This window comes from Mycobacterium sp. TY815 (assembly GCF_030755135.1).
Lineage (GTDB): Bacteria > Actinomycetota > Actinomycetes > Mycobacteriales > Mycobacteriaceae > Mycobacterium.
In genome coordinates this window covers 1,050,723-1,069,798 of record NZ_JAUFRX010000001.1, presented here as the reverse complement: position 1 = coordinate 1,069,798, position 19,076 = coordinate 1,050,723, and the positions used below count along the sequence as shown (strand labels likewise).

Here is a 19,076-nt window from a genome sequence, read left to right as displayed (position 1 = left end):
TCCTGCCAGACTTGACCCCGTGGGCACACGCCAGGAATCGCGGGAGCAGATCGAGGCGAAGATCATCGAACTCGGGCGCCGCCACCTGGTGGAGCACGGTGCGACCGGGTTGTCGCTGCGTGCCATCGCCCGCGAGTTGGGCATGGTTTCCTCGGCCGTTTACCGCTACGTCGCCAACCGGGACGAACTGCTGACCCTGCTCCTTGTCGACGCCTACTCCGACCTGGCCGACGCGGTGCGCCAGGCCCGCGACGGCACCGAGAGCGACTTCTGGAGCGACGACGTGCTGGCCATCACGCACGCGGTGCGCGCCTGGGCTGTCGCGCACCCGGCGCGCTGGGCGCTGCTGTACGGCAGCCCGGTACCCGGATACCACGCGCCGCCGGACCGCACGGTGGGAGTCGGCACCCGCGTGGTCGCAGACCTGTTCGACGCCATCGCGACCGGAATCACGACGGGCGACATCAAGCTGACCAGTGATGCTGCGCCGCAACCGATGTCGTCTGATTTCGAACGCATCCGGCGCGAGTTCGGCTTTCCGGGCGACGATCGCGTGATGGCCCGTTGCTTCCTGTTGTGGGCCGGCGTGCTGGGGGCGATCAGCATGGAGGTGTTCCAGCAGTACGGGTCCGACACCGTGACCGACCCCAGGAGCGTGTTCGACACCCAGGTCCGGTTGCTGATCGGCCTGTTCGACCAGCCGAACTAGAACATGTTCAGCAGGCTGCCGCGCGGCGGGTGCTGGCCTCGGCGGCAAAGTTTTTCCCCGTTCTTTCTGCCGACCGCGCGCTGCGATAGTCTGCGTGACGATGAACTTTCTTGCTGCGTCACCGATCCAGATCGCCTGGGTGACGCCGGACCTCGAGGCCACGGAAACGGCTCTCACCGGGCTTTTAGGCGCTCGCAAGTGGGTGCGGATACCCGACGTCCACTTTGCGCCGGACACCTGCAGCTTCCGCGGTGAGCCTGCCGACTTCGTCGCGGGCATTTCACTGAGCTACCTCGGAGACATGCAGCTGGAACTGATCGCGCCGGTCCGCGGAGAGAATATCTATAGTGAATTTCTGCGGGACCATGGCCCCGGTCTGCACCACATATGCATGGAGGCCGAATCACTGGATGCGTTCGACGCCGCACTTGCCGACGCGGCCCGTCACGATGCTGAGGTGGTGCAACAGGGCGTCATGCCCGGCGGCATTCACTTCGCCTACGTCAGCGCGCCGCAGGCGGGTGTCCCGTTTGTGGAGATCGCGTACCTCTCGCCCGAGATCAAAGCGTTCTACGACTACATAAAACAGGAGCAGCGGTGAGCACCGACATCCCCACCACGGTCAACGTGGACACGGTCGAGTCCTGGTCGGACGAGGTCGACGTGCTGGTGATCGGCTTCGGCATCGCCGGTGGCTGCGCGGCGATCAGCGCCGCCGCCGCGGGCGCACGGGTACTCGTACTGGAACGGGCAGCCGCCGCCGGTGGGACCACCGCCATGGCCGGCGGCCATTTCTATCTGGGCGGCGGCACCGCGGTCCAGGAGGCGACCGGTCATGCCGACTCTCCCGAGGAGATGTACAAGTACCTGGTCGCGGTGTCCCGTGAGCCCGAGCTCGACAAGATCCGCGCCTATTGCGAGGACAGTGTCGAGCATTTCAATTGGCTTGAGGCACTTGGCTTTCAGTTCGAGCGCAGTTACTACCCCGGCAAGGTGGTGGTGCCGCCGGGCACCGAGGGGCTGAGTTACACGGGCAACGAGAAGGTGTGGCCGTTCTGCGAGCAGGCCAAGCCCGCGCCGCGCGGACACTCCGTGCCGGTGCCCGGTGAACTGGGCGGCGCAGCGATGGTGATCGACCTGCTGGTCAAACGCGCTGACGAACTCGGCGTGCAGGTCCAGTACGAGACCGGGGTCACCAACCTGATCGTCGACAACGACGGCGCGGTTGTCGGCGTGAGCTGGAAGCACTTCTCCGACACCGGCGCGGTGCGGGCGAAAGCGGTTGTCATCGCGGCCGGCGGCTTCGCGATGAACCCCGACATGGTCGCCGAGCACACGCCGGCGCTGGGTCAGCCGCGGCGCACCAAGCACCATGGCCTGGTGGCGCCGTACATCCTGGGCAATCCACACGACGACGGGCTGGCCATCCGGCTGGGCGAGTCGGCCGGGGGTGCCACCAAATACATGGACGAGCTGTTCATCACCGCGGCGGCTTATCCGCCGGAGATCCTGCTGACGGGCATCATCGTCAACAAGGACGGCAAACGTTTCGTTGCGGAGGACTCCTACCACTCGCGCACTTCGGCCTTCGTGCTCGAACAGCCGGAGCAGACCGCCTACCTGATCGTCGACGAAGCACACATGCAGATGCCGGCGATGCCGCTGATCAAATTCCTCGACGGGTACGAGACCATCGCCGAGATGGAGACGGCCCTGGGCATACCGGCGGGCAATCTCGCCGCATCCCTGGACCGCTACAACGAATTCGCCGCCAAGGGCGAGGACCCGGACTTCCATAAACAGCCCGAATACGTTGCGCCACAGGATAAAAGCCCATGGGCGGTATTCGACCTGTCGCTCGGGCGGGCGATGTACTCGGGATTCACCATGGGCGGTCTGGCGGTCACCCTTGACGGGGAAGTGCAGCGGGCCGACGGCAGCGTCATCCCGGGGCTGTACGCGGCGGGGGCCTGTGCGTCCAACCTCGCCCAGGACGGCAAGGGATATGCCAGCGGAACGCAGCTGGGGGAGGGCTCCTTCTTCGGCCGCCGCGCCGGAGCGCACGCGGCCCGGCGGGCCGTGAGCGCGTAGGCGCCATCCCACACCGCCGGAGCGCACGCGGCCCGGCGGGCCGTGAGCGCGTAGGCGCCATCCCACACCGCCGGAGCGCACGCGGCCCGGCGGGCCGTGAGCGCTTAAGTCGTTTCCGAGGCAACGGCTTTCGTCTCGACCGGACCGAGTCGCCACTGGGCTTGACCGAGCAGTTCCAGGTGCCGCTCGTGGTGTTGCTCGACGGTGGGCCGGTGGCTGACGCTGATCACGATGGTGTCCGGCAGTTCGGTGCGCACCAGGTGATACAGCGCATACTCGAGACCGGGATCCAGCGCCGAGGTGGCCTCGTCGAGGAATACCGCCTTGGGTTTGGTGAGCAGGATCCGCGCGAACGCAACCCGTTGCTGCTCACCCGGCGAGAGCACCTTGGCCCAGTCCTGATCCTCGTCGAGGCGGGAAATCAAGGGCGCGAGAGCAACTTTGGTCAGGACATCGTGCAACTCGGAATCGGACACATTGTCGGTCGCCAAGGGGTAGCACACCACCGACCGCAGATCGCCCAGCGGCACGTACGGCAGCTGCGACAGGAACATTGTCTCGTTCTCACCGCCGGGGCGATGCAGCGTTCCGGTGGCGAACGGCCACAGTTCGGCGAGACTGCGCAGCAGGGTGGTCTTGCCCGATCCGGAACGGCCGGTGATCACCAGCGAGTCCCCGGTCTCCAGCCGCACGTCCAACGGGTCGATCAACCGGTCGCCGTCGGGCTTGCGCACCTCGACGTTGTCGATCTGCACCGAACCGTCGGTGCTCGGCAGGGCCAGCACGGCCGGCAATGCGCGTCCCTGCTCGTTGGCTTCCACCAACCCGTGCAACCGAATGATGGCCGCCCGGTACGACGCAAACGCATCGTAGGCATTGCGGAAGAACGACAGGGAATCCGAGATGTTGCCGAACGAGGACGCCGTCTGGCTGACATCGCCGAAATCGATTGTCCCGGCGAACAATCGGGGGGCCTGAATCAGCCAGGGCAACGGCACGATCGCCTGACTCACCGCGAGGTTCCAGCCGTAGAAGCCGACGCTGCGGTTGACGTAGTGCAGGTAGTTGTCGATGACGGGGGCGAACCGCTTGCGTAGCTGGGTGCGCTCGGCCCGCTCGCCCCGGTAGAAGCCGACCGCCTCCGCCGCGTCGCGCAGCCGCACCAGCGCATACCGGAAGGCGGCATTGAGCTTCTCGTTTCGGAAACTCAGCCAGATCAACGGACGACCGATGATGAACGAGATGATCGTGGCCACCAGCACGTAGACGATGACGGTCCAGAACATCACGCGCGGGAAGGAGACGCCGAAGATCGTCAGCGTGCCGGACAGATTCCACAGGATGCTGGTGAAGGACACCACTGAGATCACCGATTGCACGGCGCCGAACAAGAGAATGCTGCCGGTTCCGGTGCCCGGCTGATTCGGGCCGTTGCCCGTGCCGGCGGTGAAGATGTCGATGTCCTGCTGGATGCGCTGGTCGGGGTTGTCGATCGTCTCGTCGATGAACAGGTCGCGGTAGTAGGCCCGGCCTTCCAGCCAGTCCCCGGTGAGATGGTCGGTCAGCCACACCCGCCAGGCGACCACGAAGCGCTGCGTTAGGTAGATGTCGGCCATCACCCGGGACACGTGGATGACGGCCATGATGCTGAAGATCCCAATCGACATCCAAAAGCCATGCACACCAGAGTTTTTCACGACGTCGTTGTCGCCGGCGGCGCCCTGGAAGGCCTTCTGCAGAGCCGTGTACATGTCGTTGCCCTGGTAGCTGAACAACACATTCAGACGCACCGCCAGCACCACCGAGAGCAGCAGCACACCGAACATCAGCCAGACCCGGATACTGTGGCGGCCGGTGAAGTAGCCCCCGGTGATCCGCCAGAACTGGCGGCCCCAGGGGGTGACGAACCGGAACACCACCAGCATCAACAGCAGCGCAACCGCGCTGATCGTCCACGCGATCGCCGTCCACCGCAGCGAATCCAGCAACGCATGAGACCAGTCGATCGACGGCGTAAACGGCTTCGGACCCACGGTGTTGTCTCCTCAGAGTCGAACTGCTGCGCAACAGAAATCCTCCGGCGAAGGTACCGGAAGGCCGGTGGATAGGCTGCGTCAATGACCACTGAAGCGACCAGTGAAGCCGCTCCCACCCAAACCGTGCACGCCGGCCGGCTCATCGCTCGCCGGCTCAAGGCAAGCGGCATCCACACGCTTTTCACCCTCTCGGGCGGCCACCTGTTCTCCATCTACGACGGCTGCCGTGACGAGGGGATCCGGCTGATCGACACCCGTCACGAGCAGACCGCCACCTTTGCCGCCGAGGGCTGGTCCAAGGTGACCCGGGTGCCCGGGGTGGCCGCACTGACGGCGGGGCCCGGCATCACCAACGGGATGAGCGCCATGGCGGCCGCCCAGCAGAATCAGTCGCCGCTGGTGGTACTCGGCGGCCGGGCACCGGCATTGCGCTGGGGGATGGGTTCGCTGCAGGAGATCGACCACGTGCCGTTCGTCGCGCCGCTGTCCCGGTTTGCCGCGACCGCACAGTCGGGGCAGGATGCCGGCCTGCTGCTGGACCAGGCCTTGCGGGCCTCGGTCGGCGCCCCCTCGGGTGTCGGATTCGTCGACTTCCCGATGGATCACGTCTTCTCGATGGCCGAGGACGACGGCCGCCCGGGCGCCCTGAGCGACCTGCCGCAACCGCCCGCCGTGGACGGCGGCGCCTTGGACCGGGCCGTCGAGCTGTTGGCAAAAGCCCAGCGGCCGGTGATCATGGCCGGCACCAATGTCTGGTGGGGGCACGGCGAAACCGCACTGCTGCGGCTGGCCGTGGAGCTGCGGATCCCGGTGCTGATGAACGGGATGGCGCGCGGTGTGGTGCCCGCCGACCACCCGCTGGCGTTCTCGCGGGCCCGCTCAAAAGCGTTGGGCGGGGCCGATGTCGCGCTGATCGTCGGTGTGCCGATGGATTTCCGGCTCGGCTTCGGCGGCGTCTTCGGCGCCGACACCCAACTCATCGTGGTCGACCGCGCCCGCCCGGAGCGCGCCCACCCGCGTCCTGTCGCCGCCGAACTGTATGGCGACCTGAGCGACATCCTGTCCGCGCTGGCGGGCGCCGGCACGCCTGGGCAGCAGGATTGGGTCGACGGCCTGCGCACCGCTGAGAGCGCGGCGCGGGATCTGGAGCGGGCCGAACTCGCCGAAGACCGCATCCCACTGCACCCGATGCGCGTATATGCCGAACTGGCTCCGCTGCTGGACCGCGACGCCATCGTCGTGATCGACGCCGGCGACTTCGGGTCCTACGCCGGCCGGGTGATCGACAGCTACCAGCCCGGCTGCTGGTTGGACAGCGGTCCCTTCGGGTGCCTGGGTTCGGGCCCCGGGTACGCGCTGGCGGCCAAGCTGGCTCACCCCGACCGTCAGGTGGTCCTGTTGCAGGGCGACGGCGCGTTCGGGTTCAGCGGCATGGAGTGGGACACCCTGGTCCGGCACGGCGTGCCGGTGGTGTCGGTGGTGGGCAACAACGGCATCTGGGGGCTGGAGAAGCACCCGATGGAGGCGTTGTACGGCTATTCGGTGGTGGCCGAGCTGCGCCCGGGAACCCGGTACGACGAGGTGGCCCGCGCGCTGGGCGCCCATGGTGAGTTGGTGGCGGCGCCGGCGGAGCTGCGCCCGGCGCTGGAACGCGCGTTCGCCAGCGGCATGCCGGCCGTCGTCAATGTCCTCACCGACCCGAGCGTGGCCTACCCGCGCCGATCCAACCTGGCCTGATGCCAACCGCGTACCGTGGGGCTGTGCCGAAGACCACCCGCTCCCAGCCCGGACGGCTGAGCAGCCGCTTTTGGCGCCTGCTCGGCGCCACGACGGAAAAGAACCGCAGCCGCTCGATGGCCGTGGTGACCGATTCCGAGGAGTACGAGAAGGAAGCCGCCGACCTCAACGACGAGAAGCTGCGTAAGGCCGCCGGGCTGCTCAACCTGGACGATCTGGCCGACTCTTCCGACATTCCGCAGTTCCTGGCGATCGCACGGGAAGCGGGCGAGCGCGCGACCGGCCTGCGTCCGTTCGACGTGCAGTTGCTCGGGGCGCTGCGGATGCTGGCCGGTGACGTGATCGAAATGGCCACCGGCGAAGGCAAGACGCTGGCCGGGGCTATCGCCGCGGCCGGCTATGCCCTGGCGGGGCGACACGTACATGTGGTGACAATCAACGACTACCTGGCCCGCCGGGACGCGGAGTGGATGGGACCCCTGATCGAGGCGATGGGACTGACAGTCGGCTGGATCACCGCCGAGTCGACCAGCGAGGAACGCAGAACGGCCTACGGCTGCAACGTCACCTACGCGTCGATCAACGAGATCGGCTTCGACGTGCTGCGCGACCAGCTGGTCACCGACGTCGACGACCTGGTGTCGCCCAACCCCGACGTCGCGTTGATCGACGAGGCCGACTCGGTGCTGGTGGACGAGGCGCTGGTGCCGCTGGTGCTCGCCGGCACCACCCACCGGGAGACGCCGCGGCTCGAGATCATCAAGCTCGTCGGTCAGCTCGTCCACCACAAGAACGCCGACGACTACTTCGCCACCGACGCCGACAGCCGCAATGTGCACCTGACCGAGATGGGCGCCCGCAAGCTCGAGAAGGCCCTCGGCGGCATCGACCTGTACTCCGAGGAACATGTCGGCACCACGCTCACCGAGATCAACGTCGCCCTGCACGCGCACGTGCTGCTGCAGCGCGACGTCCACTACATCGTGCGCGACGACGCGGTGCACCTGATCAATTCCTCCCGCGGCCGCATCGCCCAGCTGCAGCGCTGGCCGGACGGGCTGCAGGCGGCCGTCGAGGCCAAGGAAGGCATCGAGACCACCGAGACGGGCGAGGTCCTCGACACCATCACGGTGCAGGCCCTGATCAACCGCTACACCACGGTCTGCGGCATGACCGGCACCGCGCTGGCTGCCGGTGAGCAGCTGCGCCAGTTCTACAAACTCGGGGTGTCGCCGATACCGCCGAACACCCCGAATATCCGCGAGGACGAGTCGGACCGGGTCTACATCACCGCCGCCGCCAAGAACGACGCGATCGTCGAGCACATCGCCGAGGTGCACGAGACGGGGCAGCCGGTCCTGGTCGGGACCCGCGACGTGGCCGAATCCGAGGACCTCTACGAGCGGCTGACCAAACGCGGTGTGCCGGCGGTGCTGCTGAACGCCAAGAACGACGCCGAAGAGGCTCAGGTGATCGCCGAGGCCGGTACCTACGGCTCGGTCACGGTATCCACCCAGATGGCCGGTCGGGGCACCGACATCCGCCTGGGCGGGTCCGACGAGTCCGACCACGACCGCGTCGCCGAGCTGGGCGGACTGCACGTGGTCGGCACCGGACGGCACCACACCGAGCGCCTGGACAATCAGCTGCGCGGCCGGGCCGGTCGCCAGGGGGACCCGGGCTCGTCGGTGTTCTTCTCGAGTTGGGAAGACGACGTGGTGGCGGCCAATCTCGACAGCAACAAGCTGCCCACCGAGACCGACGAGGACGGTCGCATCCTGAGTCCCAAGACCAACGCGCTGCTCGATCATGCGCAGCGCGTCGCCGAGGGCCGCCTGCTCGACGTGCACGCGAACACCTGGCGCTACAACCAGCTCATCGCCCAGCAACGCGCCATCATCGTCGACCGGCGAAACACTTTGCTGCGCACGCCAACTGCGCGCGAAGAGCTGGAGGAGCTGGCGCCCAAGCGGTACAAGGAGCTGCGCGAGGAGATCTCCGAGGAACGCCTGGAGAAGATCTGCCGGCTGATCATGCTGTATCACCTCGACCGTGGCTGGGCCGATCACCTGGCGTATCTGGCCGACATCCGCGAGAGCATCCACCTGCGCGCGCTGGGCCGGCAGAACCCGCTCGACGAGTTCCACCGGATGGCGGTGGACGCGTTCGCGTCGCTGGCCGCCGACGCCATCGAGGCAGCCCAGCAGACGTTCGAGACGGCGAACATTCTCGAGGACGAGCCGGGCCTGGATCTGTCCAAGCTCGCCCGCCCAACGTCCACGTGGACCTACATGGTCAACGACAACCCACTGTCCGACGACACGCTGTCCACGCTGAGCCTGCCCGGCGTCTTCCGCTGAGTCCCGTCCGCCGTGCGGACCGCATCGTCAGCGGGCTGGGCCTGATTGCCCGCTTCCTTCTCGGTCCGCCGTGCGGACCGCATCGTCAGCGGGCTAATGTCACGGCACATGGAGCCAGTGCTCGTGCAGAACCGGGTACTGACGGTGCCCAATGTGCTGAGCGTCGTCCGCCTTGGCCTCATCCCGGTCTTCGTCTACCTCATGCTGGTCACGCACACGCTGAGCTGGGCGGTGGCGATCCTGATGTTCAGCGGGGTCTCGGACTGGGCGGACGGCAAGATCGCCCGCCTGCTCAACCAGCAGTCGCGGCTGGGCATGCTGCTGGACCCCGCCGTCGACCGGCTCTACATGGTGACCGTGCCGATCGTGTTCGCGATCAGCGGCATCGCCCCGTGGTGGTTCGTGCTGATGCTGCTGGCCCGCGACGCGGCGCTGGCCGGAACGCTGCCGCTGTTGTGGAGCCGCGGGCTCTCGGCGCTGCCGGTCACCTATGTGGGCAAGGCCGCGACGTTCGCGCTGATGTCCGGCTTCCCGCTGGTCCTGCTGGGACAGTGGGACGCGCTGTGGAGCCGCGTCGTGCTGGCCTGCGGCTGGGCGTTTCTCATCTGGGGCCTGTACATGTACTTGTGGGCGTTCGTGCTCTACATCCTGCAGATGGTGCTGGTGATGCGCCGGATGCCGAAGGTCAGGCATGGCTGAGCCGGACCGGCTGCTGGGCGGCTATGACCCCAACGCCGGCTACAGCACGCACGACGCGGCCCGTCCCCAGCGCATCCCGGTGCCGTCGTTGTTGCGCGCGCTGCTGTCCGAACATCTCGACCCCGGATACGCCGCGGCAGCCGCCGAGCGGGATCGCCGCGCCGAACCCGAGACCGGGCGTGACCGGGCGTTCAGCTGGCTGTGGCAGGCGCTGGCCGCGACCCTGGTGGCAGCCGTGTTCGCGGCGGCGGTGGCCCAGGCCCGCTCGGTCGCACCCGGGGTGCGCTCTGCGCAGCAACTGTTGGCCACCAACGTGCGTCTGACGCAGGCGACCGCCACCCGGTTGGCCCAGCAGCGCAGCGCGCTGGCGGCGAAGGTGGATCAGGTGCAGCGCCTCGCTCTGGCCGACGACGCCGAGGGCCAACGACTGCTGAACAGTCTGGACGCGCTCAGCCTGGCGGCGGCCAGCACGCCGGTGACCGGCCCGGGCCTGACGCTGACGGTGACCGACCCCGGCGCCGGCCCCAATTTGTCCGATGCGTCCAAGCAGCGGGTGAGCGGCAGTCAGCAGATCATCCTCGACCGTGACCTGCAACTCGTCGTGAATTCGTTGTGGGCCAGTGGCGCCGAGGCCATCTCGGTCGACGGAGCCCGGATCGGGCCCAACGTGACCATCCGGCAGGCCGGGGGAGCGATTCTGGTCGACAACAACCCGACCTCAAGTCCGTACACCATCCTGGCGGTCGGGCCGTCGAAGGCGATGCGGGACACCTTCGATCGCAGCCCCGGACTGCGTCGGCTTAGGCTGCTGGAGGCCTCCTACGGGGTAGGCGTCAACGTGAACCTCGGCGAGAGTCTGGCGCTGCCCGCCGGAGCGATCCGGGACGTCAAGTTCGCCAGAGAGATTGGGCCCAAGTGATCGGTATCGCCGCGCTCGTGATCGGCATCGTGCTGGGATTGGTGTTCCATCCCAGCGTGCCCGAGGTCATCCAGCCGTATCTGCCGATTGCGGTGGTCGCCGCGCTGGACGCGGTATTCGGCGGGCTGCGCGCCTACCTGGAACGCATCTTCGACCCCAAGGTCTTCGTCGTCTCGTTCGTGTTCAATGTGCTGGTCGCCGCATTGATCGTCTACGTCGGCGACCAATTGGGCGTCGGCACCCAGCTGTCGACGGCAATCATCGTGGTGCTGGGAATCCGGATCTTCGGCAATGCGGCCGCGCTGCGCCGCCGGCTGTTCGGGGCGTGACGGAGTGGCTGAGATGGAACCCGGTCCGCCCGGTCCTGAAGAAAAACCCGAAGAGAAACCCGAGAAACCCGACAAGTCGGCACACCGCGGACGTCACGAACTTCCGGCCGACCGCCCCCGGCGCGAGATCGTGCGCCGGACCGGTCTGCGGGCGACGCTGACCGCCGGTAGGTCCCGACTCGTGTTCGGCACTCTGGCGGTGCTGCTCTGCCTGGTCCTGGGCATCGCGATCGTCACGCAGGTGCGTCAGAACGAATCCGGCGACTCGCTGGAAACCGCTCGTCCCGCAGACCTGTTGGTGCTGCTCGACTCGCTGCGGCAGCGCGAGGCGACGCTGAGCACCGAAGTGGCCGACCTGCAGAACACCCTTAATGCGTTGCAGGCCTCCGGAAACACCGATCAGGCCGCGATCGAAAGCGCACAGGCCAGGTTGGCCGCTCTGTCGATCCTGGCCGGTGCGGTCGGGGCCACCGGTCCCGGCGTGACGATGAAGATCGACGATCCCGGTCCGGGGGTGGCGCCAGAAGTGATGCTCGACGTGATCAACGAGCTGCGGGCAGCCGGCGCCGAGGCGATCGAGATCAACGACACCCGCCAGTCCGTGCGAGTCGGCGTGGACACCTGGGTCACCGGCTCGGCGGGTGCCCTTACCATCGACAGCAAGTCGTTCTCCCCTCCGTATTCGATTCTGGCGATTGGTGATCCGCCCACGCTGGCCGCCGCGATGAATATTCCGGGTGGGGCAGAGGACAGCGTGAAACGAGTGGGCGGACGCATGTCGGTACAGCAGTCCGACCGCGTCGAAGTGACCACCTTGCGGCAACCAAAACAGCACCAATACGCTCAGCCCGGCAAGTGAACCACCCCCGACCAGAACAGGATCACCGTGACCGATATCCCGTCCGATCTGCACTACACCACCGAACACGAGTGGGTTCGCCGCAGCGCGGAAGACACCGTCCGGGTCGGGATCACCGATTTCGCCCAGTCGGCGCTGGGTGACGTCGTCTTCGTGCAGTTGCCCGACGTGGGGGCCGAGCTCAGTGCCGGCGATTCCTTCGGCGAGGTGGAGTCGACGAAATCGGTGTCGGATCTGTACGCGCCGATCGCGGGCAAGGTGTCCGCGGTCAACGGGGATCTTGAAAGCACGCCGCAGCTGCTGAACTCCGACCCCTACGGCGAAGGCTGGTTGCTGGAACTCCAGGTGGACAGCGCCGGCGTCGCCGGACTGGACGAGGCGATCGCCGGGCTGCTCGACGCCGAGGCGTACCGCGGCACCCTCACCGAATGAGAGTTGCTAAGGTCCGAATGCGTTGCGAGGCAGGATCCTGGACGAGTCGGGGGATTCGGCAGGTCTAGGAGAAGCCGGGATGTCGGGCTTAGGATCCTGCAGGGGTCGGCACACGGCCGACCCGTGCGCGGTACGGTCGAGACATCAGTTATTTCAAGCAGTGGACAGCAGCGCAGTACAAGCGGTAGATCCGAGTGGGCGACCGGCCGAACGGCCCGGTCAGAGAACGCCACAGCGGCCAGTGAGGAGCAGCGGGTGACGGACATGGATAACGACCAGAGTGACGAAGTCACGGTGGAGACGACCTCGGTCTTCCGCGCCGACTTCCTCAACGAACTGGACGCGCCCACTCAGTCGGGTACCGAGAGTTCGGTGTCCGGGGTGGAGGGACTCCCCGCGGGCTCGGCGTTGCTGGTCGTCAAACGCGGGCCCAATGCCGGGTCGCGCTTCCTGCTGGACCAGGCCATCACCTCGGCGGGCCGGCATCCCGACAGCGACATCTTCCTCGACGACGTGACCGTGAGCCGCCGGCACGCCGAATTCCGTTTGGAAGGCGGCGAGTTCAACGTCGTCGATGTGGGCAGCCTGAACGGCACCTACGTCAATCGCGAGCCGGTGGACTCCGCCGTGCTGGCCAACGGTGACGAGGTTCAGATCGGCAAGTTCCGCCTGGTGTTTCTGACCGGCCCCAAGGGTGACGACGACGGGGGATCCGGAGGCCAGTGACCGCGCCCGATAGCCCTGCGCTCGCCGGGATGTCGATCGGGGCGGTCCTGGACCTGCTGCGACCGGACTTCCCCGACGTCACAATCTCCAAGATTCGTTTCCTGGAGGCCGAAGGGCTGGTGACGCCACAGCGTGCGGCGTCGGGTTATCGGAGGTTCACCGCCTACGACTGTGCGCGACTGCGCTTCATCCTCACCGCACAGCGGGACCACTATCTGCCGTTGAAGGTGATCCGGGCTCAGCTGGACGCCCTGCCCGATGGAGAACTGCCGACAGTCGGATCTCCCTACGGAGTACCGCGATTGGTGTCGGTGGCCGACGGCGCCGGATCCGAGGCGGCCGCCGCCGATGCGGTGGCGCCCACCCGTGTCCGGCTCAGTCGCGAAGACCTGCTGGAACGCTCGGGGGTCGACGGCGAGCTGCTGACCGCCCTGCTGAAAGCCGGCGTGATCACCACCGGGCCGGCCGGTTTCTTCGACGAACACGCCGTGGTGATTCTCCAATGTGCACGGGCGCTGGCCGATTACGGCGTCGAGCCCAGGCATCTGCGGGCGTTCCGTTCCGCGGCCGACCGGCAGTCGGACCTGATCGCCCAGATCGCCGGTCCGCTGGTCAAAGCCGACAAGGCCGGTGCCCGCGACCGTGCCGACGACTTGGCACGAGAGGTCGCCGCACTCGCGATCACGTTGCACACCTCACTGATCAAGTCCGCCGTTCGCGACGTACTGCACCGCTGAGGACTAGACTTCGTTCGACAGCTGGTATTCGGCGAATTGAGTCACTGCAGCGCGTGCGGAGGGCAGACACAGATGGGTGAAGTTCGTGTTGTCGGCATTCGCGTCGAGCAGCCCCAGAACCAGCCGGTGCTGTTGCTGCGCGAGGCAAACGGTGACCGCTACCTGCCGATCTGGATCGGCCAGTCGGAGGCTGCGGCCATCGCGCTCGAACAGCAGGGCGTGGAGCCGCCCCGGCCGCTGACTCATGATCTGATCAGGGATCTGATTGCCGCGCTTGGGCATTCGCTCAAGGAGGTGCGTATCGTCGATCTGCAGGAAGGCACCTTCTACGCCGACCTGATCTTCGATCGCGACATCAAGGTGTCGGCGCGGCCGTCCGACTCGGTGGCTATCGCCCTGCGGGTGGGTGTGCCGATCTACGTCGAGGAGGACGTGCTCGCGCAGGCCGGTCTGTTGATTCCGGACGAGGGCGACGAAGAGGCCAGCAGCGCGGTCCGCGAGGACGAGGTGGAGAAATTCAAGGAGTTTCTCGACAGCGTCTCCCCGGACGACTTCAAGGCCACCTGACCGGTAGGCGCCCGTGTCCGCCGGATACCCCCCGGATATCACGGATGCGTCTCATATCACACAACGGATTGTCGACACGCCTGGCAGATATCACCGACTCATCCGAGTGGCAGCCATACTTTGTTGACGAGTTGATGATCGACCACAGCACAGCAGCCACCGAACAGCGTATGCTCTCTAACACTCGCACCTGAGATAACGTGGCTGTTGGGGCAGCCAGTGCCGCAGCTAGTGACAACAGCGCGATCGGCGAGAGGACGCACCGTGAGCGAGCAGCCACGTCAAGGACAGCTGGATCTTGCTGACCACCCGGCCACCGCGCCGAAAGGCAACGTCAAACCGGCCGAACCCGTGCAGCCCGGACTGTTCCCGGACGATTCGGTGCCCGACGAGCTGGTCGGTTACCGCGGACCGAGCGCATGTCAGATCGCCGGGATCACGTACCGCCAGCTCGATTACTGGGCCCGCACCTCGTTGGTGGTGCCCTCCATCCGCAGCGCAGCCGGATCGGGCAGTCAGCGCCTCTACTCGTTCAAGGACATCCTGGTACTCAAGATCGTCAAGCGGCTGCTGGACACCGGGATCTCGTTGCACAACATCCGCGTTGCCGTCGACCACCTCCGCCAGCGCGGCGTGCAGGACCTGGCCAACATCACCCTGTTCTCCGACGGCACCAGCGTGTACGAGTGCACCTCGGCGGAGGAGGTCGTCGACCTGCTGCAGGGCGGCCAGGGCGTGTTCGGCATCGCCGTCTCCGGCGCGATGCGCGAGCTGACCGGCGTCATCGCCGACTTCCCCGGTGAGCGGGCCGACGGCGGCGAGTCGATCGCCGCACCCGAGGACGAACTGGCCTCCCGTCGCAAACACCGCGACCGCAAGATCGGCTAGCTGCCCCATAGGGCGTAAACTGGACCCCGCATCGCACTCGCGCGGGAGAGTTCTGTGGCCGCCAGCTACAGACGCCGAAGGAGCAATACCTCTCCGTCAACCTCTCAGGCACCCGGACCGCCCGAGCTAACGATGCCTCTGGAAAGCGGCTCGACCGGGCACCGGTCATCAAGCAGAGCCCGCCGATGGGGAAAGGCGCCGCACGCGCCGAATCTCTCAGGCGCCCGCCATACGGGTGAAGACAGAGGGAGAGGGCCCCGTCTTCAGTGGTGCCCTACGTCAGGAGAGTTCGCGTGTCCGACCATTTCACGTTCGCAGACCGCCACATCGGCCTGGACAGCTCGGCCGTCCGGAAAATGCTTGACGTCATCGGCGTCGACTCGCTGGACGAACTGGCCGCCAAAGCGGTGCCCAGCGGCATCTTGGACCAGCTGACCGACACCGGACTCGCCCCGGGCCTGGACGCACTGCCGCCGGCCGCCAGCGAGGCCGAGGCGCTGGCCGAACTGCGGGCGCTGGCGGACAGCAACACCGTCGCGGTGTCGATGATCGGGCAGGGCTACTACGACACCCTCACCCCGCCGGTATTGCTGCGCAACATCATGGAGAACCCGGCCTGGTACACCGCCTATACGCCGTACCAACCCGAGATCAGCCAGGGCCGGCTGGAAGCGCTGCTGAATTTCCAGACGATGGTCACCGACCTGACCGGCCTGGAGATCGCCAACGCGTCGATGCTCGACGAGGGCACCGCGGCTGCCGAGGCCATGACGCTGATGCATCGTGCCTGCCGCGGTCCGGCGAACCGGCTGGCGGTCGACTCCGACGTGTTCGCCCAGACCGCGACGATCCTGGCCACCCGGGCCAAGCCGCTCGGGATCGAGATCGTCACCGCCGACCTCCGTGCGGGCCTGCCCGACGGTGACTTCTTCGGCGTCATCACCCAGCTGCCGGGGGCCAGCGGACGGATCACCGACTGGAGCGCGCTGGTGCGCGAAGCGCACGACCGCGGGGCGTTGGTGGCGATCGGCGCCGACCTGCTCGCCCTGACATTGCTGACGCCGCCCGGTGAAATCGGCGCCGACGTCGCCTTCGGCACCACCCAACGGTTCGGCGTGCCAATGGGATTCGGCGGCCCGCACGCCGGCTACCTGGCGGTGCACACCAAGCACGCCCGGCAGTTGCCGGGGCGCCTCGTCGGGGTCTCGAAGGACGCGGACGGCAGCGACGCATACCGGCTGGCACTGCAGACCCGTGAACAACACATCCGCCGGGACAAAGCCACCAGCAACATCTGTACCGCGCAGGTGCTGCTGGCGGTGATGGCCGCCATGTACGCGAGCTATCACGGTGCCGACGGCCTGACCGCTATCGCGCGCCGGGTGCACTCCCAGGCCGAGACCATCGCCGGCGCCCTGGGCGAGGCGCTGGTGCACGACACCTTCTTCGACACCGTGCTGGCGCACGTCCCCGGCAGCGCCGACGAGGTGGTGGCTGCGGCCAAAGCCGGCGGGATCAACCTGTGGCGCGTGGACGCCGACCACGTGTCGGTGGCGTGCGACGAAGCCACCACCGACGCCCATGTCGCCGCGGTGCTGGACGCGTTCGGGGTGTCGGCCGGCCAGCCCCATCGATCCGAAATCGCCACGCGCACATCGGAATTCCTCACGCACCCGGCGTTTCACCGGTACCGCACCGAGACCTCGATGATGCGTTATCTACGCACCCTGGCGGACAAGGACATCGCCCTGGACCGCAGCATGATTCCGCTCGGTTCCTGCACGATGAAGCTCAACGCGGCCGCAGAGATGGAGTCGATCACCTGGCCGGAGTTCGGCCGCCTGCACCCGTTCGCGCCCGCCTCCGACGCCCCGGGCATGCGCCGGTTGATCGCCGACCTGGAGAACTGGCTGGTCGCCATCACCGGTTATGACGCCGTCTCGCTGCAGCCCAACGCGGGCTCGCAGGGAGAGTACGCGGGGCTGCTGGCCATTCACGATTACCACGCCAGCCGCGGCGAACCGCACCGCGACATCTGCCTCATCCCCTCCAGCGCGCACGGCACCAACGCGGCCTCGGCCGCGTTGGCGGGCATGCGGGTGGTGGTCGTGGGCTGCCACGAGAACGGCGACGTCGATCTCGACGATCTGCGCGCCAAGGTCAGCGAACACGCGGACCGGCTGTCGGCGCTGATGATCACCTACCCCTCCACCCACGGTGTCTACGAGCACGACATCGCCGACATCTGCGCGGCCGTGCACGACGCCGGCGGCCAGGTGTACGTCGACGGGGCCAACCTCAACGCGCTGGTCGGCCTGGCCCGGCCGGGCAAATTCGGCGGCGACGTCAGCCATCTGAACCTGCACAAAACGTTCTGCATCCCGCACGGCGGCGGCGGTCCCGGCGTCGGCCCGGTGGCGGTGCGTGCGCACCTGGCGGAGTTCCTGCCCGGCCACCCGCACGCACCCGAGTTGCCGCCGGGACACCCGGTGTCCGCCGCACCCTACGGGTCGGCGTCGATCCTGCCGATCAGCTGGGCGTACATCAGGATGATGGGCGGAGACGGGCTGCGGGCAGCCTCGCTGACCGCGATCGCGTCGGCGAACTACATCGCACGGCGCCTCGACGAGTACTTCCCGGTGCTTTACACCGGCGAGAACGGCATGGTCGCCCACGAGTGCATCCTGGACCTGCGTGGCATCACCAAGGCAACCGGCGTGACGGTCGACGATGTGGCAAAGCGGTTGGCAGACTACGGCTTCCACGCGCCCACCATGAGCTTCCCGGTGGCCGGGACGCTGATGGTAGAACCGACCGAGAGCGAGAGCCTGGCCGAGGTGGACGCGTTCTGCGAGGCGATGATCGGCATCCGCGCCGAGATCGACCGCGTCGGGTCCGGACAGTGGCCGGTGGACGACAATCCGCTGCGCGGCGCCCCGCACACCGCCGAGTGCCTGGTGGCATCCGAGTGGAACCATCCTTACACACGCGAAGAAGCCGCATACCCGTTGGGCAAGGCGTTCCGGCCGAAGGTCTGGCCGCCGGTACGTCGCATCGACGGCGCTTACGGCGACCGCAATCTGGTCTGCTCGTGCCCGCCTGTCGAGGCCTTCGCCTAGATAAGCGTCAGCCGAAGCGGTCCGCGATGGCCGCGGCTATCTCCTCGGGCGCATCCTCCTGGATGAAGTGCTTCGCGGCCGGCAACTCGACCAGCACATGGTCGGGGAACGCCGCGCGCATATGCGGCAGTGACGGTCCGGGCCGGAACGCGAAATCCTTCATGCCCCACACGAACAGCGCCGGTTTGGCGCCGAGCTTGGCCGGCACTTCCCGGCCGAGTCGCTCCAAGAGGGGATGGGCGGCCAGGATCTGCTTCGGCATCTCCGCGACGCCTCTGCGCGCCGCGGCGTCGGGTTGCACCGCCCGGTAGTGCTGCATCACCGACGGGCTGAGCCGCCGCGAGGTTCCCACCGGAATCATCTGTTCGACAAAGAAATTGCGGTGCAGGATCGCCCACTGCATGGGCGGGCTGGACATCACCCGGCTGAAGATCTTCGTGGTCAGCACATCCGTCGGCCAGAACCAGGTGTTGCCCAACACGACTCCGTGGATCCGGTCGGCACGCTCGACCGCCACGGCCATGCTGACCGGACCCCCCCAGTCCTGCCCCACGGTCACAAATCCGTCGAGCCCCAGGTGGTCGACGAATTCACCGACGACCCCGGCGTGCTCGTCGACTTTGTATCCGAAGCCCGGCGGCCGCTCGGACAGGCCGAAGCCGAGGTAATCCGGTGCGATGCAACGGAATCGATCGCGTAGCGCCACGATGATGTCGCGATAGAGGAAACTCCAGGTGGGGTTGCCATGGCAGAACAGGATGGGCGGCCCGGCTCCCTCGTCGATGTAGTGGACCCGGCCGCGCGAGCTGTCGAACCAGCGCGACGTGAAGGGGTACAGGGCAGGATCCGGGGTGAAGTCCATCCGGGT

General features: G+C 67.2%; 17 protein-coding genes and 1 riboswitch. Of the genes, 15 read left to right on the top strand and 2 right to left on the bottom strand.

The genetic code is table 11. From position 1 onward, the window contains the following. The first annotated feature begins 19 nt into the window (after positions 1-19). From QXK92_RS04590 to QXK92_RS04580, 3 genes are all read left to right on the top strand, one after another. On the top strand, positions 20-709 hold the full coding sequence (locus tag QXK92_RS04590) for a TetR/AcrR family transcriptional regulator (protein ID WP_306240487.1): 690 nt from the start codon (positions 20-22) through the stop codon (positions 707-709). A 100-nt stretch (positions 710-809) separates the two neighbouring features. Then, the gene (locus QXK92_RS04585; protein ID WP_306244194.1) at positions 810-1,310 is read left to right on the top strand and encodes a VOC family protein; all 501 of its coding nucleotides are present in this window, start codon (positions 810-812) and stop codon (positions 1,308-1,310) included. Next, positions 1,307-2,800 carry an FAD-binding protein gene (locus tag QXK92_RS04580; RefSeq protein WP_306240486.1) on the top strand — a complete coding sequence of 498 codons (1,494 nt, stop codon included), beginning with the start codon at positions 1,307-1,309 and terminating at the stop codon, positions 2,798-2,800. The genes QXK92_RS04585 and QXK92_RS04580 overlap by 4 nt, the downstream gene beginning before the upstream one ends. Positions 2,801-2,904: 104 nt before the next feature. Here the strand turns inward: QXK92_RS04580 and QXK92_RS04575 are convergent, their stop codons facing one another. Beyond that, complete coding sequence (locus tag QXK92_RS04575) at positions 2,905-4,833, bottom strand: ABC transporter ATP-binding protein/permease (RefSeq protein WP_306240485.1); 1,929 nt, start codon at positions 4,831-4,833, stop codon at positions 2,905-2,907. An 84-nt stretch (positions 4,834-4,917) separates the two neighbouring features. Between QXK92_RS04575 and QXK92_RS04570 the strand changes: the two genes are divergently transcribed. The 12 genes from QXK92_RS04570 (at position 4,918) to gcvP (ending at position 18,208) form a co-directional block, all read left to right on the top strand. Continuing rightward, positions 4,918-6,573, top strand: a complete 1,656-nt coding sequence (locus QXK92_RS04570; protein WP_306240484.1) for an acetolactate synthase — start codon at positions 4,918-4,920, stop codon at positions 6,571-6,573. A 23-nt stretch (positions 6,574-6,596) separates the two neighbouring features. Beyond that, positions 6,597-8,933 carry an accessory Sec system translocase SecA2 gene (gene secA2, locus QXK92_RS04565; protein WP_306240483.1) on the top strand — a complete coding sequence of 779 codons (2,337 nt, stop codon included), beginning with the start codon at positions 6,597-6,599 and terminating at the stop codon, positions 8,931-8,933. A 108-nt stretch (positions 8,934-9,041) separates the two neighbouring features. Then, positions 9,042-9,632 (top strand): CDP-alcohol phosphatidyltransferase family protein, encoded by a 591-nt coding sequence (locus tag QXK92_RS04560; protein ID WP_306240482.1) that lies wholly within the window; start codon positions 9,042-9,044, stop codon positions 9,630-9,632. Continuing rightward, positions 9,625-10,551, top strand: a complete 927-nt coding sequence (locus QXK92_RS04555; RefSeq protein WP_306240481.1) for a DUF881 domain-containing protein — start codon at positions 9,625-9,627, stop codon at positions 10,549-10,551. The genes QXK92_RS04560 and QXK92_RS04555 overlap by 8 nt, the downstream gene beginning before the upstream one ends. After that, a complete protein-coding gene (locus tag QXK92_RS04550) occupies positions 10,548-10,880 on the top strand; it encodes a small basic family protein (protein ID WP_055579108.1) in 333 nt (110 codons plus the stop codon). The genes QXK92_RS04555 and QXK92_RS04550 overlap by 4 nt, the downstream gene beginning before the upstream one ends. A gap of 13 nt (positions 10,881-10,893) precedes the next feature. After that, on the top strand, positions 10,894-11,739 hold the full coding sequence (locus QXK92_RS04545) for a DUF881 domain-containing protein (protein ID WP_306240480.1): 846 nt from the start codon (positions 10,894-10,896) through the stop codon (positions 11,737-11,739). Between the two features lie 27 nt (positions 11,740-11,766). After that, positions 11,767-12,171 carry a glycine cleavage system protein GcvH gene (gene gcvH, locus QXK92_RS04540; protein ID WP_306240479.1) on the top strand — a complete coding sequence of 135 codons (405 nt, stop codon included), beginning with the start codon at positions 11,767-11,769 and terminating at the stop codon, positions 12,169-12,171. 264 nt (positions 12,172-12,435) lie between these two features. Continuing rightward, entirely contained in the window at positions 12,436-12,897 is a 462-nt protein-coding gene (gene garA / locus QXK92_RS04535; protein WP_306244192.1) for a glycogen accumulation regulator GarA, read from the top strand. Continuing rightward, a complete protein-coding gene (locus tag QXK92_RS04530) occupies positions 12,894-13,634 on the top strand; it encodes a MerR family transcriptional regulator (RefSeq protein WP_306240478.1) in 741 nt (246 codons plus the stop codon). The genes garA and QXK92_RS04530 overlap by 4 nt, the downstream gene beginning before the upstream one ends. 72 nt (positions 13,635-13,706) lie before the next feature. Then, positions 13,707-14,201, top strand: a complete 495-nt coding sequence (locus tag QXK92_RS04525; protein WP_306240477.1) for a bifunctional nuclease family protein — start codon at positions 13,707-13,709, stop codon at positions 14,199-14,201. Positions 14,202-14,465: 264 nt separating this feature from the next. Then, a complete protein-coding gene (locus tag QXK92_RS04520; protein WP_306240476.1) occupies positions 14,466-15,089 on the top strand; it encodes a MerR family transcriptional regulator in 624 nt (207 codons plus the stop codon). Positions 15,090-15,121: 32 nt separating this feature from the next. After that, positions 15,122-15,219, top strand: a riboswitch (glycine riboswitch). Between the two features lie 163 nt (positions 15,220-15,382). Further along, positions 15,383-18,208, top strand: coding sequence for an aminomethyl-transferring glycine dehydrogenase (gene gcvP, locus QXK92_RS04515; protein ID WP_306240475.1), 2,826 nt, complete (start codon positions 15,383-15,385; stop codon positions 18,206-18,208). A 7-nt stretch (positions 18,209-18,215) separates the two neighbouring features. On the opposite strand, the gene QXK92_RS04510 is transcribed toward gcvP, so the two are convergent. Continuing rightward, the gene (locus QXK92_RS04510) at positions 18,216-19,070 is read right to left on the bottom strand and encodes a haloalkane dehalogenase (protein WP_306240474.1); all 855 of its coding nucleotides are present in this window, start codon (positions 19,068-19,070) and stop codon (positions 18,216-18,218) included. Positions 19,071-19,076 lie beyond the last annotated feature (6 nt).